We start from the raw sequence: 24,889 nt of genomic DNA on the forward strand, positions 1-24,889 counted from the left end.
TATGGCTGGGGTACCTGGATTCGAACCAGGGAATGCCGGTATCAAAAACCGGTGCCTTACCGCTTGGCGATACCCCATCAACATACTGCGCCGACGATGAAGAGAAATGGTGCGGGAGGCGAGACTTGAACTCGCACACCTTGCGGCGCCAGAACCTAAATCTGGTGCGTCTACCAATTTCGCCACTCCCGCAAATGCAAAAAAGAGATGGTGGCTACGACGGGATTCGAACCTGTGACCCCATCATTATGAGTGATGTGCTCTAACCAGCTGAGCTACGTAGCCCTCTTTTTTTGCTTTGCCTTCATCGGCGTTGCGGGGCGCATTATGCGTATATGACCGATTTGCGTCAACAAGTTTTTTCCCGAAAAAGCGCCCGGAAGCGCCGTTTGTCTGGGTTGTGAACATTATGGCGATAAAATCGGCAATTCAGGCAGTTGGCGGAGGAAAAAGGCAACAAAAAGGCGGGCCAAAAGGCCCGCCCCAAGGGAAAACGCCGCGCGATTATTTATAGGCGGCCTGATGCACGCCGACGGCGCGGCCGGAAGGATCGTCCATCTTCTTGAACGATTCGTCCCATTCGATGGCCTTGGCGGACGAGCAGGCGACGGACGGGCCGCCCGGCACGCATTCGGCAGCGCTCGGCAGCGGGAACAGCTCCTCGAAGATTTCGCGGTACAGGTAGCCTTCTTTAGAGGTCGGCGTGTTGTACGGGAAGCGGAAACGCGCGGTTTCGAGCTGTTGATCGCTGATTTGCTGCGCAGCGACCTCTTTTAGCGTGTCGATCCAACTGTAGCCAACGCCGTCGGAGAACTGCTCTTTCTGGCGCCAGGCCACGCTGGCCGGCAAATAGGACTCGAAACATTCGCGAACGATGTGTTTTTCCATTTTGCCGTTGCCGCACATTTTATCTTTCGGGTTGATGCGCATCGCCACGTCGAGGAATTTCTTGTCCAGGAACGGCACGCGGGCTTCGACGCCCCAGGCGGACATCGCCTTGTTGGCGCGCGCGCAGTCGAACATGTGCAGCGCCAGCAGTTTACGCACGGTCTCTTCGTGGAATTCGCGGGCGTCCGGCGCCTTATGGAAGTACAGGTAGCCGCCGAACACTTCGTCCGCGCCTTCGCCGGAGAGCACCATCTTGATGCCCATCGCCTTGATTTTGCGCGACATCAGGTACATCGGCGTCGAGGCGCGAATGGTGGTGACGTCGTAGGTTTCGATGTGATAAATCACGTCGCGGATGGCGTCCAGGCCTTCCTGCACGGTGAAGTGGATTTCATGGTGCACGGTGCCCAGATGGTTGGCCACCTCTTGCGCGGCGCGCAGATCCGGCGAGCCTTCCAGGCCGACGGCGAAGGAGTGCAGCTGCGGCCACCAGGCCTCGCTGCGTTCCTGATCCTCCACGCGGCGCGCGGCGTATTTCTTGGTGATCGCCGAGATGACCGAGGAATCCAGCCCGCCCGACAGCAGCACGCCGTAGGGCACGTCGGACATCAGGTGGCTTTTCACCGACTCTTCCAGCGCGGTGCGCAGGGCGGCGGCGTCGGTCACGTTGTCCTTGACGCTGTCGTAATCGAACCAGTCGCGGCGATAATATTCACGGATCTCACCGTCCTGGCTCCACAGATAGCTGCCGGCCGGGAATTCCTTGATGGTGCGGCACACCGGCACCAGCGCTTTCATTTCCGAGGCGACGTACAGGTTGCCGTGCTCGTCGTGGCCCATGTACAGCGGAATGATGCCCAGGTGATCGCGGCCGATCAGGTAGGCGTCTTTTTCGGTGTCATACAGGGCGAAGGCGAACATGCCTTGCAGATCGTCGAGGAAGTCCGGGCCTTTCTCCTGGTACAGCGCCAGGATCACTTCACAGTCGGAACCGGTCTGGAACGCGTAGCGGTCGCTCAGCTGTTGGCGCAGCGTCTGATGGTTGTAAATTTCGCCGTTGACCGCCAGAACGTGGGTGTGCGCAGCGTTGTACAGCGGTTGAGCGCCGTTGTTGACGTCGACGATCGACAGGCGTTCGTGAGCCAGAATGGCTTTGTCGCTGGCGTAAACGCCGGACCAATCCGGGCCGCGGTGGCGCATCAGACGTGACAGCTCCAGCGCTTTCTTACGCAGTTCAACGGGATCGGACTTCAGATCGAGCACACCGAAAATAGAACACATACAACTCTCCTAACGGGCTTTTATGACTGTGATGTTGTTTTTTACTCTTATGGGCAGCATTGCCGATTTATCAGCGATAACCCAGTTTTGCTGCGCTGTGGTTATGAAAATGCGCCAAAAGCTGCGGGAGATGCAAGCGTTTTAGCCATGCGTTGAGAAATAGTTGTTTGCTTAGGTGCGGTTTTTAACGGATGTTCAGTTATCGGCGTGAAAAATTATCGATTATGCAATTTTTAGCGTGATGGCGAGATTGCCGGCCAGTTTGACCGGCAATCGATTAGCGATTAGGCGATGAGCTGCCACAGGGTGAAGGCGGCGTCCGGCGTCCAGCCGGCGTTGGAAGTGTGCGCCTGGATACAGGTGTATTTCTTGCCTTTATAGCTCACCACGTCGCCGGCTTTGTAGCTGTGGTTGTTCTGCCACTCGGGCGCACCCGGATCGGGCGGCGTGCCGTCGTTGGCGGTTTTGACCGCCAGCGCGCTGCTCGGCAGCGAGGTATTGCCCTGGCTGTCGGTTGCGGTAACGAAGTAGCTGTACTGGGTGGCCGGGGTCAGGCCGCTGTCGGTCAGCGACAGGCCGGCGGTCTGGCCGATCGGGTTGCCGTTGCGGTAGACGGTGTAGCTGGCGATCGGTAACGCGCCGGTGGCGGCGGCCCAGCTCAGTTTCAGCGAGGTGGTGCCCAGCTCGGCGACCGTCAGCGCCGTCGGCGCATTAGGCTTTCCCGGCGGCGGGGTGACGCCGCCCTGAATCAGCGGCGCATAGCGGGTTTTGAATTCCCAGTTGTAGGCCACGCCGGCTTTGCTCTTGCCGTTGTCCCAGTTGATCGACCAGGTCATCAGGCCCTTGATCGACAGGCTTTTGGCGTCGAGACGCGCGAAGGCGTTATACACCGCCTGTTTGTCGATCACGTAGCCGGTGGCGGCGGCATCGTTGTTGCTCGGCAGGCCGATGACGAATTTCGCCGCCGGGATTTTCGCATAGCCGCGGGTGCCGGTGACCAGGCTTTCCGTCAGATAGTAGAGGAAGTCCTCTTTCATGGCGTCGTTATTCTGCGTGATCCAGGCGTTGAGTTCATCCACCCAAATACCGTCGCCGCCCTGGTTGTAATATTGCGGCGCAATAAAGTCGTAATAGCCTTCAAGGGCGTTGATATAATCCAGATAGGTGCCGTTGGTGCGCAAATACGGGAATTCCGGCGCCATGCTGATAATAAAGTTTTTCCCCTGCGCGGCGTAATGGTCTTTTACTTTTTTCAATGCCGCAGGCAAGACGGTTTTATTATTGGCGGCGCCGATCGCCGCCTGTTCCAGATCGATATCCAGGCCGTCGAAGCCATAGACTTCCACCAGGCGAATAATCTCGTCTTTCAGCTTGTCTTCGTCGCCGGTCTTCAGCTCGATATGCGCGTCTGCGCCGCCGAGGGAGATCAGCACCGCGCGGCCCTGGCTGTTCAGCACGCCCACCTGGCGGCGAAACTCGGCGTCGGACAGGTTGTAAGGTTTGAAGGTCGGGATGCCCTGGCCTTTCATAAAGGCGACGGCCACTACGTTGTACTCGGCGGGAATGTCGGTCAGATTCATATTGGCGAACTGGCCTTGTTGATAACCGTCACTGGCGCCGGCGGCCCAGTTGTGCCAGAAACCCATCAGGATCTTTTTATTGGCGATAGACGGCATAATGGCCGCGTCATCGGCGGCGACGGCATTAATAATGTTATTTGTGCTCATGGTGGCCTCATTCATTAAGGGGGAGAGTTTTTCGCTCGCCGGCAATATCAGCTATTGGCGGGGCGTAAACTTATAATGAGGATTTTTAGCGCAGGCAGGCTGAAACCTTTTGCGGCCATGAGCGAATTAAATTCAAACTGCGGTCAGGAAGAGGGAAATAATGGCGGCCGGGCAGCCGCCATCGATGGATCAGAAGATGGTGATATCGGCGACGGAAGGGTAGACGTAGCTCGGGCGGAACGGCATGGTTTCGATGTCGCTCAGCGTGGAGACGCCGGACAGCACCAGCACGGTTTCCAGGCCGGCCTGGAAGCCCGCCAGAATGTCGGTGCGCAGGTTGTCGCCGACGATCACCGTCTCTTCCGAGTGCGCCTGCATTTTGTTCAGTGCGGCGCGAATGATCCACGGGCTGGGCTTGCCGACATAAAACGGCTTGCGGCCGGTGATCTTCTCGATGGGCGCGCACAGGGCGCCGCAGGCCGGCGAGAAGCCGTGGCCGTGGCTATCCGGATTGGTCGCGATAAAGCGCGCGCCGTTACTGACGAAGTAGGCGGCTTTGTGCATCATGTCCCAGTTGTAAGAGCGGGTTTCACCGACGATCACAAAATCCGGGTTGATGTCGGTGATGGTGAAACCGGCTTTGTACAGCTCATGGATCAGCGCGCCTTCGCCGACCACATAGGCTTTTTTGCCTTCCTGACGGCGCAGGAAGTCGGCGGTGGCCATCGCCGAGGTATAGAACGCGCTCTCCGGCACTTCCAGCCCGGCGGCGGCGAAGCGGTTCGCCAGATCCTGTGCGGTCTGTGACGGGTAGTTGGTCAGCACCACCAGCGGCATGCCTTGTTCCTGGATGCGCGCCAGGAACAGATCGGCGCCGGGTACCGGCGTATTGTCATGCAGCAGCACGCCGTCGATATCGCATATAACGTTTTTGATTTTCATTTGTCGCTGTTTCTCATGATTACGGCAGGCAAGAAGTGACGATAACACACCTGCCAGAAGCGGCGGATCAGCTTTCCAGCAATCGCTGCAAGAGCACGCCGTTGAGCATCGCGCGTTTGGCCAGGGCGAAAGCGCCGATCGCCGAGCGATGATTGAGTTCGGAGGTCACCACCGGCAGATTTTTGCGGAAGTCCTTCAGCACCTGGGTATTGATGCAGCTTTGGATCGCCGGCAGCAGCACCTTGTCCGCTTCGGTGATCTCACCGGCGATCACCACCTTCTGCGGATTGAACAGGTTGATGGCGATGGCCACCGCCTTGCCCAGATAGCGGCCGACGTGTTCGATCACTTCGCTGGCCAGCAGATCGCCGCGGTTGGCGGCCTTGCAGATGGCGTTGATGCCGCAGTCTTCCAGCGTCAGTTTGCTCGGGTAGCCCTGGCTCAGCAGCTGGCGCACGCGCTGTTCGATCGCCGCGTTGGCGGCCACCGTCTCCAGGCAGCCGAAGTTGCCGCAGTGGCAGCGTTCGCCGAGCGGATCGATCTGGATATGGCCGATCTCGCCGACGTTGCCGTTGTTGCCGAGAAAAATCTGCCCGTTGACGATGATGCCGGCGCCGGTGCCGCGGTGCAGGCGCACCAGAATCGAGTCTTCACAGTCGCGGGTGGCGCCGAAGTAGTGCTCCGCCAGCGCCAGGCTGCGGATATCGTGGCCGACGAAGCTGGTGACGTTAAAGCGCTGCTGCAGGTTGTCTACCAGCGCCCAGTTGCTGACGCTGATGTGCGGCATATAGCGCACCACGCCCAGCGCCGGATCCACCAGGCCGGGCAGGATCACCGCGATGGCGATCAGCTCGCGCAGGCGGCGCTGGTTCGCTTCGATGAATTGAGTGATGGCGGCGAACAGCGCATTCTCCAGCGTTTCCTGGGTGCGTTCCGGCAGCGGATAGTGTTCTTCACTGAGCGATTTACCGCTCATGTCATACAGCGTGATGGTGGCGTCGTGGCGGCCGAGGCGCACCGCGACGGTATGGAAATGACGGGTTTCCGACACGATGGAGATCGCGCGGCGGCCGCCGGTGGAGGCTTGCTGATCGACTTCTTTGATCAACCCGCGCTCCAGCAGCTGGCGAGTAATCTTAGTGACGCTGGCGGGGGCGAGCTGGCTGAGTTCGGCGATTTGAATGCGCGAGATCGGGCCCTGTTGGTCGATCAGGCGATAAACTGCCGCGCCGTTAAGTTGTTTGACTAAGTCAACGTTCCCTATTTGTGCTTGTCCGCCAGTGCTCATCAATAATGTTACTCGCTGTTCATTGAATTAAACCTCGTTACCGTTAACGAGCGTTTTGGTGATCTTGAAATCACGGGTGAAGGCGGTCAGGTTAGCCACCTTGCCGGCTTCGAGGGTGCCCAGACGGTGATCGACGCCGATCGCGCGCGCCGGGTACAGCGTCGCCATGCGCAGCGCTTCGTCCAGCGCGATGCCGATATGCTCGACGCTGTTTTGCACCGCTTCGATCATGGTCAGCGCGGAACCGCTCAGGGTGCCGTTCTCATCCACGCACAGCCCGTCCCGATAGTATATTGTTTTACCGGCGAAAATAAATTGGTCAATATCTGCACCCGCCGGTGCGGTCGCGTCGGTGACCAAGACCAATTTATCACCTTTCAGGCGTTTGGCGTTACGGATACTCGCCCAGGCCACGTGATGGCCGTCGGCGATGATGCCGGTATAGACCTCCGGCGTGTCGAAGATAGCCCCCATCAGCCCCGGTTCGCGGCCGGTGATATACGGCATGGCGTTGTACAGGTGGGTGGCGAAGCTGATGCCGGCGGCGAAGCCGGTGCGCGCCTGATCGTAGGTGGCGTTCGAGTGGCCGGCGGAGACCACGATGCCGGCCTCGGTCAGCTGCTTGATAAAGTGCGGCTCAACCATTTCCGGCGCCAGCGTCACCTTGGTGATCACGTCGGCGTTGGCGCACAGGTAATCGATCATGTCTTGGGACGGCTTGCGAATGAACGCCGGGTTGTGGGTGCCTTTTTTCACCGGGCTGAGGTACGGCCCTTCCAGGTGCAGGCCCAACGCCTGGTTTTGGTGCTTTTTCAGATAAGCGCGCATCACGTCGACGCTGTGCTTCATGAATTCGTCGCTGCTGGTGATCAGCGTCGGCAGATAGCTGGTGCAGCCGGATTTCTCGTTGGCGCGCTGCATGATCTCCAGCGTTTCTTCCGAGATGGCTTCCAGCGAATCGTTGAACTGGACGCCGCCGCAGCCGTTCAGCTGCACGTCGATAAGCCCGGGGGCCAGGATGGCGCCACCCAGGTCGCGCGTTTCGATGCCGGCGGGCAATTCAGCCACCGGGCAGACTTTCTCAATCAGCCCATCAGCGATAATGACTGCATGGTCATCAAGTACGTCGTGGCCGGTATAGATTCGGCCGTGGGTTAAAGCGAACATCGTAGCCCCCTGCAAAGATTAAAGACTTTTCACGCTTTCCGCTTCTAACTCGCGGAAATATTTGACGGTTTTGACTTTCAGTTCCATGGTGGCCGGTTCGTCGCACACCACCACCGCTTTGGCGTGCAGCTGCAGGCAGCTGATGGTCCACATGTGGTTGATGTTGCCTTCCACAGCGGCTTCCAGCGCCTGCGCCTTGGCGTGGCCGGTCACCAGGATCATCACCTCTTCCGCGTCCAGCAGCGTACCCACGCCGACGGTCAGCGCATATTTCGGCACCAGGCTGACGTCGCCGCCGAAGAAGCGCGAGTTGGCGATGCGGGTGTCTTCGGTCAGCGTTTTGATGCGGGTGCGCGAAGCCAGGGACGAAGCCGGCTCGTTGAACGCGATATGGCCGTCGATACCCACGCCGCCCATGAACAGGTTAATTTTGCCGTAAGACTTGATCTTCTCTTCGTACTGGCGGCACTCGGCGTCGACATCCGCGGCGTTGCCGTTCAGCAGATTGATATTTTCACGAGGAATATCAATGTGGTCAAAGAAGTTGCGGTACATGAAGGTGTGGTAGCTTTCCGGGTGTTCCTGCGGCAGGCCAACGTACTCGTCCATGTTGAAAGTCACAACATGCTTAAAGCTTACTTCACCTGCTTTGTGCATCGCAATCAGATGTTTGTAGGCTTCCAGCGGCGTGCCGCCGGTAGGCAGGCCGAGTACAAACGGGCGCTCTGCGGTTGGCTTGAATGCGTTGATGCGTTGAACGATATGACGCGCGGCCCATTTGCCGACTTGTGCGGTATCTTTCAGTGGGATAAGTCTCATCTAACACCTCTTGGGATAAGTAAACTAAAGCTATACTGTACGGGCCTGCGGGAGTCCTAAGCGTAACCCAGCTTTATGATTCTCGCGTGAATCGTCCGTCCGGTTGATTTTTTGAATGATAAAATAAGTTTTGTGTGATGGCCAGCAATCTGGGAGGTGAAGACTACTTTTTGGTGATATTTATCACAAAAAGGGAGGTTTTAATTTGCGATACAAAATAAATTTTTTACACTCGGCATGAGTGATACGTGCCAAGCATTGTTTCTAAAAAGGTAGTGAGAGCTTCAAATAAACTACTAATAGGGTCCGTCCGCGGACAACATAGGGGGAAAAGGTGAACATTCTTAGTTATTTGCAAAAGGTGGGACGGGCGCTGATGGTGCCGGTCGCCACGCTGCCCGCCGCCGCCATCTTGATGGGCGTCGGGTACTGGATTGACCCTGTTGGTTGGGGCGGCGACAACGCTTTCGCTGCCTTATTGATTAAGTCTGGCTCTGCGATTATCGATCATATGGCGGTGTTGTTCGCCGTTGGTGTCGCCTACGGCATGTCCAAAGACAAGGACGGCTCTGCCGCACTGACCGGCTTCGTCGGTTTCCTGGTGCTGACTACCCTCTGTTCACCGGCCGCCGTGTCGATGATTCAGAAGATCCCGCTCGATCAGGTGCCTGCCGCGTTCGGCAAGATTGAGAACCAGTTCGTCGGTATTCTGGTGGGTATCATCTCCGCCGAAGTGTACAACCGCTTCAGCGGCGTTGAGCTGCCTAAGGCGCTGTCGTTCTTCAGCGGCCGCCGTTTGGTGCCGATCCTCATTTCCTTCCTGATGATCCTGGTCGCTTACATCCTGATGTTCGTCTGGCCAGTCGTGTTCGGCGCTCTGGTGAGCTTCGGCGAACACATCCAAAAATTGGGCTCCGTCGGCGCGGGCATCTATGCCTTCTTCAACCGCCTGCTGATCCCGGTCGGTTTGCACCACGCGCTGAACTCGGTGTTCTGGTTCGACGTGGCCGGCATCAACGATATCCCTAACTTCCTCGGCGGCCAGCAGTCGATTGATGCGGGTAAAGCGGTTGTTGGCATCACCGGCCGTTATCAGGCGGGCTTCTTCCCGATCATGATGTTCGGTCTGCCGGGCGCGGCGCTGGCCATCTATCACTGCGCGCGTCCTGAGAATAAGGCGAAGGTGCTGGGGATCATGATGGCGGGGGCATTCGCTGCCTTCTTTACCGGCATCACTGAACCGCTGGAGTTCTCCTTCATGTTCGTGGCGCCGGTGCTGTATGTGATCCACGCCGTGCTGACCGGTATCTCGGTGTTCATCGCCGCTAACATGCATTGGATTTCAGGTTTCGGTTTCAGCGCCGGCCTGGTGGATATGATGCTGTGGGTGCGTAACCCGCTGGCGACCCACTGGTACATGCTGATCCCGCAGGGCCTGGTGTTCTTCGTTATCTACTATGTGGTGTTCCGCTTTACCATCAACAAGTTCAACCTGATGACCCCGGGTCGCGAGCTGGCGGTTGCCGGTGACGAAACCGACGGTTATGACGTCAACGTCAACAGCAGCGCCGGTAAAGACGAGAATGAAACCACCACGCTGGCCCGTCGCTACGTCGGCGCGATCGGCGGTTCCGACAACCTGACCGGCATCGACGCCTGCATCACTCGCCTGCGTTTGAACGTGAAGGACTCTGCGCTGGTGAACGACGCATTGGCGAAGCGCCTCGGCGCGTCGGGCGTTATCCGTCTGAACAAGCAGAGCGTGCAAGTGATCGTCGGCACCCGTGCCGAGCTGATTGCCAGCGCAATGCGCAACGTAATTGCGGCCGGCCCGGTGGCGGCTGCGGCGGCTCCGGCGGCGGCTCCTGCTGCGGAAGCCAAACCGCAGGCGGTGCCGAACGCACCGAAAGCCGCGTTTGAAACGCTGGTGGCGCCGGTAACCGGTGAAGTGGTGGCGCTCGATCAGGTGCCGGACGAAGCCTTCGCCAGCAAGGCGGTAGGCGACGGCCTGGCGATTCGCCCGACCGACAACATCGTCGTGTCGCCGGCTGACGGCACCGTGGTGAAAATCTTCAATACCAACCACGCCTTCTGCCTGGAAACCGACAAGGGCGCTGAGATTGTGGTGCACATGGGGATCGACACCGTCGCGCTGGAAGGCCAGGGCTTCAAACGCCTGGTGGAAGAGGGCGCGGAAGTGAAAGCCGGTCAACCGATTCTGGAACTGGATTTGGATTACCTGAACGCCAATGCGCGTTCGATGATCAGCCCGGTGGTGGTCAGCAACTCTGACGACTATGCCGGCCTGGCGGCGCTGGCCAGCGGCTCAGTGGTCGCCGGTCAGACCAAGCTGTACGAGATCCAAAAGTAAGGCCGTTTTTACCTGAGTAGTACCCGGGGCCGGTCACGCATCATGGCGGAGTTTGCCCCGACTTGGCGGGAAGAGAGCGATCTCTTCCCGCTTTTTTTATCCCGTTTCGCGCCACGGCGGCGCGCTGCGCGCCGAGGGTGCAATATGCCGCATTTTTCGTGAAACAAACGGTTGTTTCCAGACGTGGCTTGTTGGATCATAGGCGGTTATGTGTAGCGCTTTGCATTGAGGAACAGTGAAATGAGTGAGGCTGAAGCCCGCCCAACCAATTTTATCCGTCAGATCGTCGATGAAGATCTGGCATCGGGGAAACACACGTCGGTACATACCCGTTTCCCGCCGGAGCCTAACGGCTATCTGCATATCGGCCACGCCAAGTCCATCTGCCTGAACTTCGGCATCGCCAAGGACTATCAGGGCCAGTGCAACCTGCGTTTCGATGACACCAACCCGGTGAAAGAAGACATCGAGTTCGTGGAGTCAATCAAGCACGACGTGGAGTGGCTGGGCTTTGAGTGGAGCGGCAACGTTCATTACTCCTCAGACTATTTCGATCAGCTGCACCAGTATGCGGTTGAGCTGATCACCAAGGGGCTGGCCTACGTCGATGAGCTGTCGCCGGAGCAGATCCGTGAATATCGCGGCACCCTGACCGCGCCGGGCAAAGAGAGCCCGTACCGCGACCGCAGCGTGGAAGAGAACCTGGCGCTGTTCGAGAAGATGCGCAACGGCGAGTTCGCCGAAGGCGCCGCCTGCCTGCGCGCCAAGATCGATATGGCTTCGCCGTTTATCGTGATGCGCGATCCGGTGCTGTACCGCATCAAGTTCGCCGAACACCACCAGACCGGCAACAAATGGTGCATCTACCCGATGTACGATTTCACCCACTGCATTTCCGATGCGCTGGAAGGGATCACCCATTCGCTGTGTACTCTGGAATTCCAGGATAACCGCCGTCTGTATGACTGGGTGCTGGATAACATCACCATTCCTTGCCACCCGCGGCAGTACGAGTTTTCGCGTCTCAACCTCGAATACGCCATCATGTCGAAGCGCAAGCTGCACCAACTGGTGGCCGAGAAGATCGTCGAAGGTTGGGATGACCCGCGCATGCCGACCGTCTCCGGTCTGCGCCGCCGCGGTTATACCGCCGCCTCGATTCGCGAGTTCTGCCTGCGCATCGGCGTGACCAAGCAAGACAACAACGTCGAGATGGTGGCGTTGGAATCCTGCATTCGCGACGATCTGAACGAGAACGCCCCGCGCGCCATGGCGGTGCTGGATCCGGTGAAAATCGTCATCGAGAACATGGGCGATGCGGTGGAAATGGTCACCATGCCTAACCACCCGAACAAGCCGGAAATGGGCAGCCGCGATGTGCCGTTCAGCCGTGAGATCTATATCGATCGCGCCGACTTCCGCGAAGAAGCCAACAAGCAGTACAAGCGTCTGGTGCTGGGTAAGGAAGTGCGTCTGCGCAATGCGTACGTGATCAAGGCCGAGCGCGTCGAGAAGGACGAAGCGGGCGAGATCACCACCATCTTCTGCAGCTACGATGCGGAAACGCTGAGCAAAGATCCTGCCGACGGCCGCAAGGTGAAGGGCGTGATCCACTGGGTGTCCGCGGCGCACGCGCTGCCGGCGGAAATTCGCCTATACGATCGCCTGTTCAGCGTGCCTAACCCGGGCGCGGCGGAGGATTTCCTCTCCACCATCAACCCGGAATCGCTGGTCATCAAGCACGGTTTCGTCGAGCCGAGTCTGGCGGCCGCCCAGCCGGAGAAGGCCTACCAGTTCGAGCGTGAAGGCTACTTCTGTGCCGACAATCGTTACTCGTCGGCCGAGCATCTGGTGTTTAACCGCACCGTTGGTCTGCGTGATACCTGGGCGAAAATCGAAGGCTAATCTTATTCGCCTTGGAAATTAATGAATCAGCGCGGCTTAGGCCGCGCTTTTTTTATGTCTGCCATCGAGCAAATCATCTATTCCTGCAGTGTTATTCCGGGCTGTGCTTAATTAACCGCAGTGCGTTAATCAATAAGTTTTCTGATATTGGGCTTAATAGTCTTAATTTTTACTTATATATTCGTGATGCGAATTAATTTCATTTGGAGAGCGCTCTCAATTTTTATTGTCTGAATGACGGATTTGGTCAGGCTGAAACCATTAATCGTCTCTGGTTGACCTTGTATCTCAATTTATTCTGATTTAATTGAATTTTTTATTCGACACCTTCCATGAACACCGGCGTAACAAAATCTCACTGATATGTGCTCCTTGTCATATTTTGACAAATCTCCCGCATTTTTCATTTGATAATTCGCGTCGCGAAAAATAGTCTGTCTGTAGCAATTAGTGCTGTGGGAATAACATCTCGTCGGCAATTTTTTTTACCCGTTCGGGTTTTTTATTGGCAGTCGTGCAGGGCAGTGGTGAACACAGGCGGCTGCAACTTTTAAGTTAAGTCAAAGAGGAATTTCAATATGGGTACGCACGGTGCTCAGCGTAAAACGCTGGCGCTCGCAGTCGCGGGCGCGCTGTTGGGAACAGGGTTTGCCATGGCGCCTGAGGCGAAAGCCGCAGGGTTTATCGATGATTCCACGCTGACCGGCGGCATCTATTACTGGCAACGTGAGCGCGACCGTAAAGATCTCAATCCGGACAGCAAGGATTACAACCAATACACCACCAACCTGTCGCACTCTACCGCCAACCTGAGCCTGGATTTCGCTTCGGGTTATGCCTGGGACATGTTCGGTCTGGACGTCGGTGCCTTTACCGCCATCGAGCTGGCGGAATCCAGCGCCAGCGGCCACCCGAACGAGATCGCGTTCTCCTCAAAAAACCGTACCTACGACGAAGACTATTCCGGTGACAAAGGCGGCGTCAGCCTGTACAAAGCCGCCGCCAAGTTCAAATACGGCCCGGTCTGGGCACGCGCCGGCTATATTCAGCCGAGCGGCCAAACCCTGCTGGCGCCGCACTGGAGCTTTATGCCGGGCACCTATCAGGGTGCCGAGGCCGGCGCCAAGTTCGACTACGGCGATGCCGGCGCGTTGAGCTTCTCCTACATGTGGGCCGACAAATACAAGGCGCCGTGGCATATCGAAGTGGACGACTTCCGCCAGAACGATAAGAAAACCCGCGTCTCCTACCTGCACTCGCTGGGCGCCAAGTACGATTTCAAAAACGATCTGGTGCTGGAAGCCGCTTTCGGCCAAGCCCAGGGCTACGTGAATCAGTACTTCACCAAGGCGTCTTACAAATTCGATCTGCTGGGCAACCCGCTGACCACCAGTTACCAGTTCTACGGCGCGGAAGACCGCATCAGCGACAAGAACGATCCGAACAGCATCTACGACGGCCTGGCCTGGCTGCAGGCGCTGACCTTCGGTTACACCACCGGCCAGTTCAACTGGCGTCTGGAAGGCACCATGGTCAAGGCGGAAGGCAACCAGGGCTTCTTCCTGCAGCGTATGACCCCGACCTACGCCTCATCCAACGGCCGTCTGGACGTGTGGTGGGACAACCGCTCCGACTTTAACGCCAACGGCGAGAAAGCGGTGTACGCCGGCGTGATGTACGACCTCAGCAACTGGAACCTGCCGGGCATGGCGGTCGGCGGCTCCTACGTTTACGCCTGGGACGCCAAGCCGAGCACCAACCCAATCTACGATCAGAGCCAGCGCCTGAAAGAGAGCGCCTGGAGCCTGGACGCGATGTACACCATCCAGGAAGGGCGCGCCAAGGGCACCCTGATCAAGCTGCACTACACCCAGTATGACAACCACACCAACATCCCGAGCTGGGGCGGCGGTTACGGCAACATCTTCCAGGACGAGAAAGACGTCAAGTTCATGGTCATCGCGCCATTCACCATCTTCTGATGCGTTCCCCGGCCTCGCCGCCGGGGGCAGTTAAGGGAATTCAACGATGAAAAAAATCATGCTGATGTTGGCGGCCGCCGCGGCCTTGAGCGCCTGTGCGCAACCCGCCGCACCGCCGGAAGACGCCAAATTGAAGCAGGCTTACAGCGCCTGCATCAACACCGCCGAAGGTTCGCCGGAGCGTCTGCAGCCCTGTAAGGCGGTGCTGAACGTGCTGAAACAAGAAAAACAGCACCAGCAGTTTGCTGAGCAGGAAACGGTGCGGGTGATGGATTATCAGAACTGCATTATGGCGGTTCACAGCGGTAACGGTCAGGCTTATGACGCCAAGTGCGGCAAGCTGTGGCAAGAAATTCGCGATAACAATAATTAAGAAGGATGAGAAGATGAACGCATTCAAACTGAGCGCACTGGCCGCTTTGACGGCAACGATGGGATTCCTGGGCGGTATGGGGAGCGCCATGGCCGATCAACAGCTGGTGGATCAACTGAGCCAGCTGAAGCTGAACGTGAAAATGCTGGATAACCGCGCCGGCGAAAACGGTGTGGATTGCGCGGCGCTGGGTGCTGACTGGGCCTCTTGCAACCGGGTGTTGTTCACCCTCAGCAACGACGGCCAGGCGATCGACGGCAAAGACTGGGTCATCTATTTCCACAGCCCGCGGCAGACCTTGCGGGTGGACAACGACCAGTTCAAGATCGCGCATCTGACCGGCGATCTGTACAAGCTGGAGCCGACCGCCAAATTCAGCGGTTTCCCGGCCGGTAAGGCGGTGGAAATCCCGGTGGTCGCCGAATACTGGCAGCTGTTCAGAAACGACTTCCTGCCGCGTTGGTATGCCACCTCCGGCGACGCCAAGCCGAAAATGCTGGCGAATACCGACACCGAAAACCTGGATCAGCTTGTGGCGCCGTTCACCGGCGACCAGTGGAAGCGCACCAAGGACGACAAAAACATTCTGATGACGCCGGCTTCGCGCTTTGTCAGCAATGCCGATCTGCAGACGCTGCCCGCCGGCGCGCTGCGCGGCCAGATCGTGCCGACGCCGATGCAGGTGAAGGTCCACGCACAGGACGCCGACCTGCGCAAAGGGGTGGCGCTGGATCTGAGCACGCTGGTCAAGCCGGCGGCGGACGTCGTCAACCAGCGTTTCGCGCTGCTGGGCGTGCCGGTTCAGACCAACGGTTACCCGATCAAGACCGATATCCAGCCGGGCAAGTTTAAAGGCGCGATGGCGGTATCGGGCGCCTATGAGCTGAAAATCGGCAAGAAAGAGGCGCGAGTGATCGGCTTCGATCAGGCCGGGGTGTTCTACGGGCTGCAGTCGATCCTGTCGTTAGTGCCGAGCGACGGCAGCGGCAAGATCGCCACGCTGGACGCCAGCGATGCGCCGCGCTTCCCGTATCGCGGCATTTTCCTCGACGTGGCGCGCAACTTCCATAAGAAGGACGCGGTGCTGCGTCTGCTGGATCAGATGGCGGCTTACAAGCTCAATAAATTCCACTTCCACCTGAGCGATGACGAAGGCTGGCGCATCGAGATCCCCGGCTTGCCTGAGTTGACGGAAGTCGGCGGCCAGCGCTGCCACGATCTGAGCGAAACCACCTGCCTGCTGCCGCAGTACGGCCAGGGGCCGGACGTCTACGGCGGCTTCTTCAGCCGTCAGGACTATATCGACATCATCAAATACGCCCAGGCGCGCCAGATTGAGGTGATCCCGGAGATCGACATGCCGGCGCACGCCCGCGCCGCGGTGGTTTCGATGGAAGCGCGCTATAAAAAGCTGCATGCCGCCGGCAAAGAGCAGGAGGCCAACGAATTCCGTCTGGTGGATCCGACCGATACCTCCAACACCACCTCCGTGCAGTTCTTTAACCGCCAGAGCTACCTGAACCCGTGCCTGGATTCCTCCCAGCGCTTTGTCGACAAGGTGATCGGCGAGATTGCCCAGATGCATAAAGAAGCCGGGCAGCCGATCAAGACCTGGCACTTTGGCGGCGATGAGGCGAAAAACATCCGCCTGGGCGCCGGCTATACCGACAAGGCGAAACCGGAACCGGGTAAAGGCATCATTGACCAGAGTAATGAAGACAAGCCGTGGGCCAAGTCGCAGGTGTGCCAGACGATGATCAAAGAGGGCAAAGTAGCCGACATGGAGCACCTGCCGAGCTACTTCGGCCAGGAGGTCAGCAAGCTGGTGAAGGCGCACGGCATCGACAGAATGCAGGCCTGGCAAGACGGCCTGAAAGACGCCGAAAGTTCGAAGGCGTTCGCCACCTCGCGCGTGGGCGTCAACTTCTGGGATACGTTGTACTGGGGCGGTTTCGATAGCGTCAACGACTGGGCCAATAAAGGGTATGAAGTGGTGGTTTCCAACCCGGACTACGTCTACATGGACTTCCCTTACGAGGTGAACCCGGACGAGCGTGGTTACTACTGGGGCACCCGCTTCAGCGACGAGCGCAAGGTGTTCAGCTTCGCGCCGGACAACATGCCGCAGAACGCGGAAACCTCGGTCGACCGCGACGGCAACCACTTTAACGCCAAAAGCGACAAGCCGTGGCCGGGCGCCTACGGTCTGTCCGCTCAGCTGTGGAGCGAAACCCAGCGCACCGATCCGCAGATGGAATACATGATCTTCCCGCGCGCGCTGTCGGTGGCGGAACGCGCCTGGCACCGCGCCGGTTGGGAGCAGGACTATCGCGCCGGCCGTGAATACAAAGGCGGGGAAACCCACTTTGTCGACACCAAGGCGCTGGAGAAAGACTGGCTGCGCTTCGCCAATATCCTGGGCCAACGAGAACTGGCCAAGCTGGACAAAGGCGGCGTCGCCTACCGTCTGCCGGTGCCGGGCGCCCGCGTGGCGGGCGGCAAGCTGGAGGCGAATATCGCGCTGCCGGGATTGGGCATCGAGTACTCCACCGACGGCGGCAAGCAGTGGCAGCGTTATGACGCCAAGGCCAAGCCGGCGGTATCGGGTGAGGTGCAGGTGCGTTCGGTCAGTCCGGACGGTAAACGTTACAGCCGCGCCGAGAAGGTCTAAGCCCGGCACATCGGCCTGTCGTCATGGCGGCGGGCCGCTTAACGAAGGGGGAATGCGTTCGCCCCCGCGCGTGCCGGCGTGGGGCGGATGTTGAAGTGAGAGCAGTACGTGGAGTCGCAGTGCCGCTGCAATTGTAGTATTTCATGACATGATCTTCCCCCGGCTTGTCCGGGGATTTTTTTGCCCGTTGTACGGCGGGCATAAAAAAACCGCCCCAATGTGAGGCGGTTTTTCATAGCCGGTCAGGCTTATTTCTTGTCGTGCAGCGATTCGTCTTCGCGGCAGTCACCGGTTTCGCAGTGGCCGTACAGGTACAGACTGTGGTTGGTGAGCTTGATGCCGTGCTGCTTGGCGATATCACGCTGGCGCACTTCGATGGATTCATCACTGAATTCGATCACTTTGCCGCAGTCCAGGCAAATCAGGTGATCGTGGTGATGTTGTTGGGTCAGCTCGAACACGGACTTGCCGCCTTCGAAATTGTGACGTGTCACAATGCCCGCATCGTCAAACTGGTTCAGTACGCGATAAACCGTCGCCAGGCCGATCTCTTCGCCCATATCAATCAGTTTTTTGTACAAATCTTCCGCACTGACGTGATGGCATTCCGGATTTTGCAGTACTTCCAGGATTTTGAGTCGCGGAAGCGTGACTTTTAAGCCGGCCTTCTTCAATGCGATGTTGTTGTCGGTCATGCGAATTCAGTCCTGTTACTATGCTAATCAAGTTGAGGCGTACTCGCCTGTGGCATCGGTCGGCACAAAGAGTTAATGCGTCTCATTATAGAACCGGTTGTACTAAATGGAAACCGCCGGTTGTTAACAAAGATATAATTGCACTATTGCATGTTTTGCATGCAACGCCTTGATGGATGGGATAAACCGATATCTCAGTCTACCGTGACGGGGTGGGAAGTTACAAATCTGTAGCTTCTATCGCAGCAATCCCTGTTGCCGATGACGGCCCTGTCGGCACACTATGCACTTTACAGGGCCTTTGTTCAACCTTTCGCCAGTACCGGCGTTTAGCCGACGATATCGGCCAGGCTCAGCTCTTCGACGATCTGTTTGACCCAGGCGTCCACGCGCTCATTGGTCAGCTCCGGCTGACGGTCTTCGTCGATCGCCAGACCGATGAAGTGGTTGTCGTCCGCCAGGCCTTTGGAAGCTTCGAAGTGGTAGCCTTTGGTCGGCCAGTGGCCCACGATGGCCGCGCCGCGCGGTTCGATGATGTCGCGGATGGTGCCCATCGCGTCACAGAAATATTCCGCGTAGTCTTCCTGGTCGCCGCAGCCGAACAGCGCCACCAGTTTGCCGTTGAAATCGACTTCTTCCAGCGTCGGGAAGAAATCATCCCAGTCACACTGCGCTTCACCGTAGTACCAGGTCGGGATACCCAGCAGCAGGATATCGAACCCTTCCAGGTCTTCTTTGCTGCTTTTGGCGATGTCATGCACTTCTGAGACATCGTCGCCAAACTGTTTCTGAAGAATTTTCTGGATCATTTTGGCAATGTTTTCGGTATTGCCAGTGTCGCTGCCAAAGAAAATGCCTACAGTAGCCATATCGCGTATAACCTTTAAATTCAATTAATTGCATTACTCGGCGCCGGCACTGCCGCCGATTAAAATGATGCCATGACAAGAGCCTTTCGCCATGGTGGCGGGCGCCGACAGGCGCAGTCTCTTACCGGTAAATGCGTATCATGCCAGAAAGTGGCGCCGGGGTTTTATCGCATTTATGCGATGCCGAAGGATGAAGAAAAGCGTGGTCGATCCGGCGTTGTCCTTAACGCCGCGCCGCGCGTGCGGCCGAAGAGATCAATGTTCCGGCTGTTCTTCCGCCAGTTGCGCCAACAGCATCTGCTCGATGAGTTCGCTGCGGCTGATGTTGCGCTGTTCCGCCAGTTTGTTCAGGGCGTCCACCGCATCCGCGTTGATTTTCAGCTCTACGCGTCGCAATCCGCGCACTTTATCGCGCCGTAACTGATTGCGCTTATTGATTCTAAGCTGTTCATCGCGGGAAAGCGGGTTGGTTTTCGGGCGCCCCGGACGGCGTTCATCTGCGAACAGATCCAGCGTCGTGCGATCCGTTTGTTCTTTTGCCATAGGTAGCGGTACTGCAAGGGAGTTTGCATCAAAAAGCGCTCGCACGCTTCCGGAGGCATCGATTAACACACTTCGGGCCAATAAACCCTAACCCAAATTTACCCCCGAACCGGCGTTCGCGAACGCGCTGGCGCGGCGGCAAAATTATAGCGCGCCATATTACCCCAGCAGATGGAGCGGCGACAATGCCTAACTGCGGGCTAAACGCGCTAAGCCGTTATCTTTAGCGCGTTTTTTCGCCAGATTAACGTATTTTTCAGGCTTCGCCGAGGAAACGGTGGATGGCGCGCAGCACCGCTTCCGGTTTTTCGGCGTGCACCCAATGGCCGGTACCGGCGACGACGTGCGCGCGGGCCTGCGGGAACTGGCGGGCGATGTCTGCACGGTAGCTGTCCTGCACGTACGGCGACAGGCCGCCGCGAATGAACAGGGTCGGGTGTGGCCAGGCCGGGACTTCCTGCCAGCCGGTGATGTCTTCGTAGCGTTCGATCAGCACCGGCAGGTTGAAGCGCCATTCACCGTTATGGAAGGACTTCAGCAGGAACTGGATCACGCCTTCTTCCTGCAGGTAGTCGCGCATCAACTGGGCGGCCGCCTGGCGCTGGGTGATGCCGGCGGCGCTGACGGCCTTCAGCGCGGCGAAGATCTCGTCATGACGTCGGGTCTGGTAATCCACCGGCGCGACGTCGATGACGATCAGCTTGGCGATGCGCTCGGGCGCGATGGCGGTCAGCGCCATCGCCGCTTTGCCGCCCATCGAGTGGCCGATGACGATCGCTTTCTCCAGCTGCAGCTCGTCGAGCAGCGCCAGCAGATCCTGCGCCATGGCGGGGTAGTTCATGTCGTCGGCGCGCGGGGAGAGGCCATGGTTGCGCAGATCGACCTTGATCACACTGTGCTGTTTATGGAGATCGCGCGCCAGCACGCCCAGGTTGTCGAGATTGCCGAACAGGCCGTGGATCAGCAGCACCGGCAGCGCGTCTGACTCGGCGGCCAGCAGTTGATAATGTAATTTCATGGCGAAGTTCATACTGAGAGAGATTCAGATTAGGGTATCATGATTGAATCGCACGATGAATCATGCGGAATTTTCGCGGCGCGGGCTTGGCAGTGCCGGCTATAGGTATTAGTCTGCATTTGCCGTCCGGAGGCACATTGTTGTGTTCGCCCCAGCGCTTTTAACCTTATAATCCCATGGCTTGAATGCAGGATCTGGCTTCAGGTTCTAAGTAGAAAAAACAGTATTGGATAAAGATGAAAACTATTGAAGTCGACGAAGAGCTTTACCGTTATATTGCCAGCCACACGCAACACATCGGTGAAAGCGCGTCCGATATTTTACGCCGCATGTTGAAATTCACCGCCGGTCAGCCGGTGCGCGCGTTGCCTGCCGCCAGTGCGTCGTCGTCCGTCGAACTGGAAAAAGCGGTGCCGGTTCAGCGCCCGCGCGATCGCGTACGCGCCGTGCGTGAACTGCTGTTGTCGGATGAATACGCCGAGCAGAACAAAGCGGTCAACCGTTTCATGCTGGTGCTGTCCACGCTGTACACCCTCGATGCCGCCGGTTTCGCCGCCGCCACCGAGGCGTTGACCGGCCGCACCCGCACCTATTTCGCCGGCGATCAGCAGACCCTGCTGGCCAACGGCACGCACACCAAGCCGAAGCATGTGCCGGGCACCCCTTACTGGGTGATCACCAATACCAATACCGGCCGCAAGCGCAGCATGATCGAACACATCATGCAGGCGATGCAGTTCCCGGCGGAACTGATCGAGAAAGTTTGCGGTACCGTCTAATTTAGCGAACAGCCCGTCATGATGGCCGTGCGCGACGTATTTGCCCGGTCACCGACAGGGATGAGGGAGATATGTCGATGGCGAATAATCCACGTGCCGGGCAGCCCGCCCGTCAAAGCGATCTGATCAACGTAGCCCAGCTGACGTCGCAGTACTATGTGCTGCAACCGGAAGCCGGCAATGCCGCACATGCGGTGAAGTTTGGCACTTCCGGCCACCGCGGCAGCGCGCAGCGCCACAGCTTCAATGAGGCGCACATCCTCGCCATCGCTCAGGCGATCGCCGAAGTTCGTCATCAGCAGGGCACCACCGGCCCGTGCTACGTGGGCAAAGACACCCATGCGCTGTCCGAGCCGGCCTTTATTTCCGTGCTGGAAGTGCTGACCGCCAACGGCGTCGATGTGATCGTGCAGGAAAACAACGGCTTCACGCCAACGCCGGCGGTATCGCACGCCATTCTGTGCCACAACCGCCGCGGCGGCGCGCAGGCTGACGGCATCGTCATTACGCCGTCCCACAACCCGCCGGAAGACGGCGGCATCAAATACAACCCGCCGAACGGCGGCCCGGCTGACACCAACCTGACGTCGGTGATCGAAAAGCGCGCCAACGAACTGCTGGCGCAGCAGCTGAAAGGCGTTCAGCGCCAGTCGCTGGACAAGGCCTGGAACAGCGGCCACCTGCACGCCAAAGATTTGGTGCAGCCTTATGTCGAAGGGCTGGTTGACGTGGTCGACATGCCGGCCATTCAACGCGCCGGCCTGAAGCTGGGCGTGGATCCGCTCGGCGGCTCCGGCATCGCCTATTGGCAGCGGGTAGCGGAACACTACAAGCTGGATCTGACGCTGGTGAACGACTCCATCGATCAGACCTTCCGCTTTATGCACCTGGATCACGACGGCATCATCCGCATGGATTGCTCGTCCGAGTCGGCGATGGCCGGCCTGCTGGCGCTGCGCGACAAATTCGATCTGGCGTTCGCCAACGATCCGGATTACGACCGCCACGGCATCGTCACGCCGAAAGGCCTGATGAACCCGAACCACTATCTGGCGGTAGCCATCAACTACCTGTTCCAACATCGCCCGCAGTGGGGCGCCGATGTGGCGGTAGGTAAAACGCTGGTGTCCAGCGCGATGATCGACCGCGTGGTGGCTGACCTGGGCCGCAAGCTGGTGGAAGTGCCGGTCGGTTTCAAATGGTTCGTGGACGGCCTGTTCGACGGCAGCCTGGGCTTCGGCGGTGAAGAGAGCGCCGGGGCCTCGTTCCTGCGTTTCAACGGCCAGCCGTGGTCGACCGACAAAGACGGCATCATCATGTGCCTGCTGGCGGCTGAAATCACCGCGGTAACCGGTGAGAACCCGCAGCATCATTATGACGATCTGGCCAAGCGCTTCGGCGCGCCGAGCTACAACCGTATCCAGGCGCCGGCAACCCATGCGCAGAAAGCGGCGCTGTCCAAGCTGTCGCCGGAGATGGTCAAGGCCAGTACGCTGGGCGGGGATCCGATCACCGCACGTCTGACTGCGGCGCCGGGCAACGGCGCGTCGATCGGCGGCCTGAAAGTCATGACCGACAACGGCTGGTTCGCGGCCCGTCCTTCCGGCACCGAAGAGGCTTACAAGATCTACTGCGAGAGCTTCCTCGGGGCGGAACACCGCGAGAAGATTGAGCACGAAGCGGTCGAGATCGTCAGCGAAGTGCTGGCTTCCGCCAAGTAATCGCTTTTCTTGATGGATAAAAAGCGCTGTTTTTACAGCGCTTTTTTTATGCCTGCAATTTAGATATATCTTTTTCACGGCACGCGCTTGCGCATTTAGATATATCGATCTAGATTAGCGTTATCGACGCTGTTTAGATATATCTAAACAACCTCGTATTGATGTTCACTGTTAAAGCGAGGTATCACCCTATGTTTCATCGATTAGGTTTACACCGGCATCACCACCACCCTCATGCGTGCGAAGAGGGGCGCCGTCATCGCGGCGGGCGTCATCACTTCGGCGGCGAAGGCGAAGAGCACGGCCGAGGTGGGCGCGGCGGCCGGGGCGGGCGTTATCGTCTGTTCGAACACGGCGATCTGCGCCTGGTGTTGCTGGCACTGGTGGCGCGCAAGCCCAGCCACGGATACGAATTGATCAAGGCGATCGAGGAAGCCTCTTCCGGCCTGTATGTGCCGAGCCCGGGGGTGATTTACCCCACGCTGACGCTGCTGGAAGAACAGGATTTTCTCGAACCGCTCACCACCGGCAACGGCCGAAAAAGCTACCGCATCACCACGGCGGGTGAGGGCGAGCTGCAAAAGCATCAACAGGTGGTTGACATCATTCTGGCGCGTCTGGCGGGCGCCGGCCGCGAGCATCATCGGCACGGCAACCTGGCGGAAGGCATTTACGACGCCATGAACCGTCTGCGCAGCCTGCTGCGCGGCAACGTGATGCGCGCCGATCTCACGCCGCAGCAGGTGGAGCGCATCAACGCCGCGTTGCTGGCCGCCGTGGCGGCGATCGAAAGCGAAATGCACATTCAACCCACGCAGCAGGAGGAGAACTGATGCCCGGCCACCGTTTTAACATTACCGTTGAAGCCCTGAGCGACCGCCAGGGCAACCCCGTCGAGAAGGCACCGCTGAGTTTTGAGGTGACCAATCATGACGATATTCTCGAGATCGTCGAGCGCATTCGGGCGCGTGACGATCTGAACTTCGGCCCCGAGCAGAGCGCGGCCTTCGCCGTGGGGTTGAAACTGTTCTCCGAAGTGATGATCGAAAACCGCAAACACCCGGTGTTCGCTCCGCTGCGCGAGGCGTTTAAGGAATTTATGGTCGGATTGAAGAAAGGCCCGGCGGCGTAAAGGCGCGGCACACCGCGCTCGCCGGGGTTAAGGCATGAAACGGTAGCCGACGCCGGTTTCGGTCAGCAGGTGTTTGGGCCGGGCCGGATCGGCTTCGAGCTTCTGCCGCAAATGGCCCATGTAGATGCGCAGGTAGTGGCTGTGTTCCACGTAGTTCGGCCCCCAGACGTGGCTCAACAGCTGGCGTTGGGTAATCACCTTGCCGGCGTTGGCCAGCAGCTCCGCCAACAGGCGAAATTCTATCGGCGTCAGGTGCAGATCTTCGTCGTTGCGCAGCACCCGGCGATTCACCAGATCGACGGTGATCGCCGAAAAGCTCACCAGCGGGCTTTCCTGTTGGTTGGCGGAGTGGCGGCGCAGCGCGACCCGCACCCGCGCCAACAGCTCACCGATGCCGAACGGTTTGCTGAGATAGTCGTCGGCGCCGGCGTCCAGCGCGGCGATTTTGTCCTCTTCGGCGTTGCGCGCCGACAGTACGATCACCGGAATGGCGCTCCACTGCCGCAGATCCCGGATGTAGCTCAGCCCGTCGCCATCCGGCAACCCCAAATCCAGGATGATCAGATCCGGTTTGCGCGTGCCGGCCTCAATCAGCCCGCGCTGCAGCGTTTCACTTTCAAACACCCGCAGGCCTTCGCTCTCCAGCGCGGTGCGCACGAAGCGGCGGATTTCTTTTTCATCTTCAACAATCAGAATGTTGGTTGGCGTTATGCTCACG

The 24,889-nt window shown here is 58.5% G+C and carries 20 protein-coding genes and 3 tRNA genes; 9 read left to right on the top strand and 14 right to left on the bottom strand.

The window, feature by feature from the left end; genetic code table 11:
* Nucleotides 1-2: 2 nt before the first annotated feature.
* The 9 genes from ACTJJ6_RS11305 to nagB form a co-directional block, all read right to left on the bottom strand.
* Nucleotides 3-77 (bottom strand) — tRNA-Gln (locus ACTJJ6_RS11305).
* A gap of 30 nt (nucleotides 78-107) precedes the next feature.
* Nucleotides 108-192, bottom strand: a tRNA-Leu gene (locus tag ACTJJ6_RS11310).
* A 16-nt stretch (nucleotides 193-208) separates the two neighbouring features.
* Nucleotides 209-285: transfer RNA gene (locus ACTJJ6_RS11315), tRNA-Met, on the bottom strand.
* Between the two features lie 219 nt (nucleotides 286-504).
* Nucleotides 505-2,169 carry an asparagine synthase B gene (gene asnB, locus ACTJJ6_RS11320; protein ID WP_048795479.1) on the bottom strand — a complete coding sequence of 555 codons (1,665 nt, stop codon included), beginning with the start codon at nucleotides 2,167-2,169 and terminating at the stop codon, nucleotides 505-507.
* Between the two features lie 284 nt (nucleotides 2,170-2,453).
* Nucleotides 2,454-3,896, bottom strand: coding sequence for a carbohydrate-binding protein (locus tag ACTJJ6_RS11325; protein WP_440801447.1), 1,443 nt, complete (start codon nucleotides 3,894-3,896; stop codon nucleotides 2,454-2,456).
* Between the two features lie 189 nt (nucleotides 3,897-4,085).
* Nucleotides 4,086-4,838: an HAD-IIA family hydrolase gene (locus ACTJJ6_RS11330; protein ID WP_004939957.1), complete on the bottom strand. Its 753-nt coding sequence runs from the start codon at nucleotides 4,836-4,838 to the stop codon at nucleotides 4,086-4,088.
* A gap of 67 nt (nucleotides 4,839-4,905) precedes the next feature.
* Entirely contained in the window at nucleotides 4,906-6,126 is a 1,221-nt protein-coding gene (nagC, locus tag ACTJJ6_RS11335) for a DNA-binding transcriptional regulator NagC (protein ID WP_016928760.1), read from the bottom strand.
* 27 nt (nucleotides 6,127-6,153) lie between these two features.
* Nucleotides 6,154-7,293, bottom strand: coding sequence for an N-acetylglucosamine-6-phosphate deacetylase (gene nagA, locus ACTJJ6_RS11340; protein WP_016928759.1), 1,140 nt, complete (start codon nucleotides 7,291-7,293; stop codon nucleotides 6,154-6,156).
* Nucleotides 7,294-7,311: 18 nt separating this feature from the next.
* Nucleotides 7,312-8,112, bottom strand: a complete 801-nt coding sequence (gene nagB, locus ACTJJ6_RS11345) for a glucosamine-6-phosphate deaminase (protein ID WP_016928758.1) — start codon at nucleotides 8,110-8,112, stop codon at nucleotides 7,312-7,314.
* Nucleotides 8,113-8,446: 334 nt separating this feature from the next.
* Between nagB and nagE the strand changes: the two genes are divergently transcribed.
* The 5 genes from nagE to ACTJJ6_RS11370 all read left to right on the top strand — a co-directional run bounded on the left by nagE (nucleotide 8,447) and on the right by ACTJJ6_RS11370 (nucleotide 17,414).
* Nucleotides 8,447-10,483, top strand: coding sequence for an N-acetylglucosamine-specific PTS transporter subunit IIBC (gene nagE / locus ACTJJ6_RS11350; RefSeq protein ID WP_028127712.1), 2,037 nt, complete (start codon nucleotides 8,447-8,449; stop codon nucleotides 10,481-10,483).
* Nucleotides 10,484-10,723: 240 nt separating this feature from the next.
* Entirely contained in the window at nucleotides 10,724-12,388 is a 1,665-nt protein-coding gene (gene glnS / locus ACTJJ6_RS11355; RefSeq protein ID WP_440801451.1) for a glutamine--tRNA ligase, read from the top strand.
* Between the two features lie 578 nt (nucleotides 12,389-12,966).
* Nucleotides 12,967-14,370, top strand: a complete 1,404-nt coding sequence (gene chiP / locus ACTJJ6_RS11360) for a chitoporin ChiP (RefSeq protein WP_025301859.1) — start codon at nucleotides 12,967-12,969, stop codon at nucleotides 14,368-14,370.
* Nucleotides 14,371-14,416: 46 nt separating this feature from the next.
* Nucleotides 14,417-14,743, top strand: coding sequence for a ChiQ/YbfN family lipoprotein (gene chiQ / locus ACTJJ6_RS11365; protein ID WP_048322392.1), 327 nt, complete (start codon nucleotides 14,417-14,419; stop codon nucleotides 14,741-14,743).
* A 13-nt stretch (nucleotides 14,744-14,756) separates the two neighbouring features.
* Complete coding sequence (locus ACTJJ6_RS11370; protein ID WP_440801455.1) at nucleotides 14,757-17,414, top strand: beta-N-acetylhexosaminidase; 2,658 nt, start codon at nucleotides 14,757-14,759, stop codon at nucleotides 17,412-17,414.
* A gap of 248 nt (nucleotides 17,415-17,662) precedes the next feature.
* On the opposite strand, the gene fur is transcribed toward ACTJJ6_RS11370, so the two are convergent.
* The 4 genes from fur to ybfF form a co-directional block, all read right to left on the bottom strand.
* On the bottom strand, nucleotides 17,663-18,109 hold the full coding sequence (gene fur / locus ACTJJ6_RS11375) for a ferric iron uptake transcriptional regulator (RefSeq protein WP_004939939.1): 447 nt from the start codon (nucleotides 18,107-18,109) through the stop codon (nucleotides 17,663-17,665).
* A gap of 329 nt (nucleotides 18,110-18,438) precedes the next feature.
* A complete protein-coding gene (gene fldA, locus ACTJJ6_RS11380; RefSeq protein WP_004939938.1) occupies nucleotides 18,439-18,978 on the bottom strand; it encodes a flavodoxin FldA in 540 nt (179 codons plus the stop codon).
* A 255-nt stretch (nucleotides 18,979-19,233) separates the two neighbouring features.
* Nucleotides 19,234-19,521 (bottom strand): LexA regulated protein, encoded by a 288-nt coding sequence (ybfE, locus tag ACTJJ6_RS11385; protein ID WP_004939936.1) that lies wholly within the window; start codon nucleotides 19,519-19,521, stop codon nucleotides 19,234-19,236.
* Nucleotides 19,522-19,777: 256 nt separating this feature from the next.
* Nucleotides 19,778-20,551, bottom strand: coding sequence for an esterase (gene ybfF, locus ACTJJ6_RS11390; RefSeq protein ID WP_015376956.1), 774 nt, complete (start codon nucleotides 20,549-20,551; stop codon nucleotides 19,778-19,780).
* A 224-nt stretch (nucleotides 20,552-20,775) separates the two neighbouring features.
* Here ybfF and seqA point away from each other — a divergent pair, with 224 nt between their 5' ends.
* The 4 genes from seqA (at nucleotide 20,776) to ACTJJ6_RS11410 (ending at nucleotide 24,171) form a co-directional block, all read left to right on the top strand.
* Nucleotides 20,776-21,318, top strand: coding sequence for a replication initiation negative regulator SeqA (seqA, locus tag ACTJJ6_RS11395; RefSeq protein ID WP_049300335.1), 543 nt, complete (start codon nucleotides 20,776-20,778; stop codon nucleotides 21,316-21,318).
* Nucleotides 21,319-21,395: 77 nt separating this feature from the next.
* Complete coding sequence (pgm, locus tag ACTJJ6_RS11400; protein ID WP_016928750.1) at nucleotides 21,396-23,039, top strand: phosphoglucomutase (alpha-D-glucose-1,6-bisphosphate-dependent); 1,644 nt, start codon at nucleotides 21,396-21,398, stop codon at nucleotides 23,037-23,039.
* Between the two features lie 191 nt (nucleotides 23,040-23,230).
* The gene (locus tag ACTJJ6_RS11405) at nucleotides 23,231-23,872 is read left to right on the top strand and encodes a PadR family transcriptional regulator (protein WP_440801460.1); all 642 of its coding nucleotides are present in this window, start codon (nucleotides 23,231-23,233) and stop codon (nucleotides 23,870-23,872) included.
* Nucleotides 23,872-24,171, top strand: a complete 300-nt coding sequence (locus ACTJJ6_RS11410) for a DUF3861 domain-containing protein (RefSeq protein ID WP_004939927.1) — start codon at nucleotides 23,872-23,874, stop codon at nucleotides 24,169-24,171. The genes ACTJJ6_RS11405 and ACTJJ6_RS11410 overlap by 1 nt, the downstream gene beginning before the upstream one ends.
* 27 nt (nucleotides 24,172-24,198) lie before the next feature.
* Here the strand turns inward: ACTJJ6_RS11410 and kdpE are convergent, their stop codons facing one another.
* Nucleotides 24,199-24,888 carry a two-component system response regulator KdpE gene (kdpE, locus tag ACTJJ6_RS11415; RefSeq protein ID WP_016928747.1) on the bottom strand — a complete coding sequence of 230 codons (690 nt, stop codon included), beginning with the start codon at nucleotides 24,886-24,888 and terminating at the stop codon, nucleotides 24,199-24,201.
* Nucleotide 24,889: the final 1 nt, after the last annotated feature.

The sequence above is a fragment of the Serratia sp. 22278 genome, from assembly GCF_052045405.1.
Classification (GTDB): Bacteria; Pseudomonadota; Gammaproteobacteria; order Enterobacterales; family Enterobacteriaceae; genus Serratia; species Serratia marcescens.

What these genes read in the sequence shown, in the direction of transcription:
- asnB (WP_048795479.1), bottom strand. Translation starts at nt 2,169, where the DNA reads ATGTGTTCTATTTTCGGTGTGCTCGATCTGAAGTCCGATCCCGTTGAA.
- ACTJJ6_RS11325 (WP_440801447.1), bottom strand. Translation starts at nt 3,896, where the DNA reads ATGAGCACAAATAACATTATTAATGCCGTCGCCGCCGATGACGCGGCC.
- ACTJJ6_RS11330 (WP_004939957.1), bottom strand. Translation starts at nt 4,838, where the DNA reads ATGAAAATCAAAAACGTTATATGCGATATCGACGGCGTGCTGCTGCAT.
- nagC (WP_016928760.1), bottom strand. Translation starts at nt 6,126, where the DNA reads ATGAGCACTGGCGGACAAGCACAAATAGGGAACGTTGACTTAGTCAAA.
- nagA (WP_016928759.1), bottom strand. Translation starts at nt 7,293, where the DNA reads ATGTTCGCTTTAACCCACGGCCGAATCTATACCGGCCACGACGTACTT.
- nagB (WP_016928758.1), bottom strand. Translation starts at nt 8,112, where the DNA reads ATGAGACTTATCCCACTGAAAGATACCGCACAAGTCGGCAAATGGGCC.
- glnS (WP_440801451.1), top strand. Translation starts at nt 10,724, where the DNA reads ATGAGTGAGGCTGAAGCCCGCCCAACCAATTTTATCCGTCAGATCGTC.
- chiP (WP_025301859.1), top strand. Translation starts at nt 12,967, where the DNA reads ATGGGTACGCACGGTGCTCAGCGTAAAACGCTGGCGCTCGCAGTCGCG.
- chiQ (WP_048322392.1), top strand. Translation starts at nt 14,417, where the DNA reads ATGAAAAAAATCATGCTGATGTTGGCGGCCGCCGCGGCCTTGAGCGCC.
- ACTJJ6_RS11370 (WP_440801455.1), top strand. Translation starts at nt 14,757, where the DNA reads ATGAACGCATTCAAACTGAGCGCACTGGCCGCTTTGACGGCAACGATG.
- fur (WP_004939939.1), bottom strand. Translation starts at nt 18,109, where the DNA reads ATGACCGACAACAACATCGCATTGAAGAAGGCCGGCTTAAAAGTCACG.
- fldA (WP_004939938.1), bottom strand. Translation starts at nt 18,978, where the DNA reads ATGGCTACTGTAGGCATTTTCTTTGGCAGCGACACTGGCAATACCGAA.
- ybfE (WP_004939936.1), bottom strand. Translation starts at nt 19,521, where the DNA reads ATGGCAAAAGAACAAACGGATCGCACGACGCTGGATCTGTTCGCAGAT.
- ybfF (WP_015376956.1), bottom strand. Translation starts at nt 20,551, where the DNA reads ATGAACTTCGCCATGAAATTACATTATCAACTGCTGGCCGCCGAGTCA.
- seqA (WP_049300335.1), top strand. Translation starts at nt 20,776, where the DNA reads ATGAAAACTATTGAAGTCGACGAAGAGCTTTACCGTTATATTGCCAGC.
- pgm (WP_016928750.1), top strand. Translation starts at nt 21,396, where the DNA reads ATGGCGAATAATCCACGTGCCGGGCAGCCCGCCCGTCAAAGCGATCTG.
- ACTJJ6_RS11405 (WP_440801460.1), top strand. Translation starts at nt 23,231, where the DNA reads ATGTTTCATCGATTAGGTTTACACCGGCATCACCACCACCCTCATGCG.
- ACTJJ6_RS11410 (WP_004939927.1), top strand. Translation starts at nt 23,872, where the DNA reads ATGCCCGGCCACCGTTTTAACATTACCGTTGAAGCCCTGAGCGACCGC.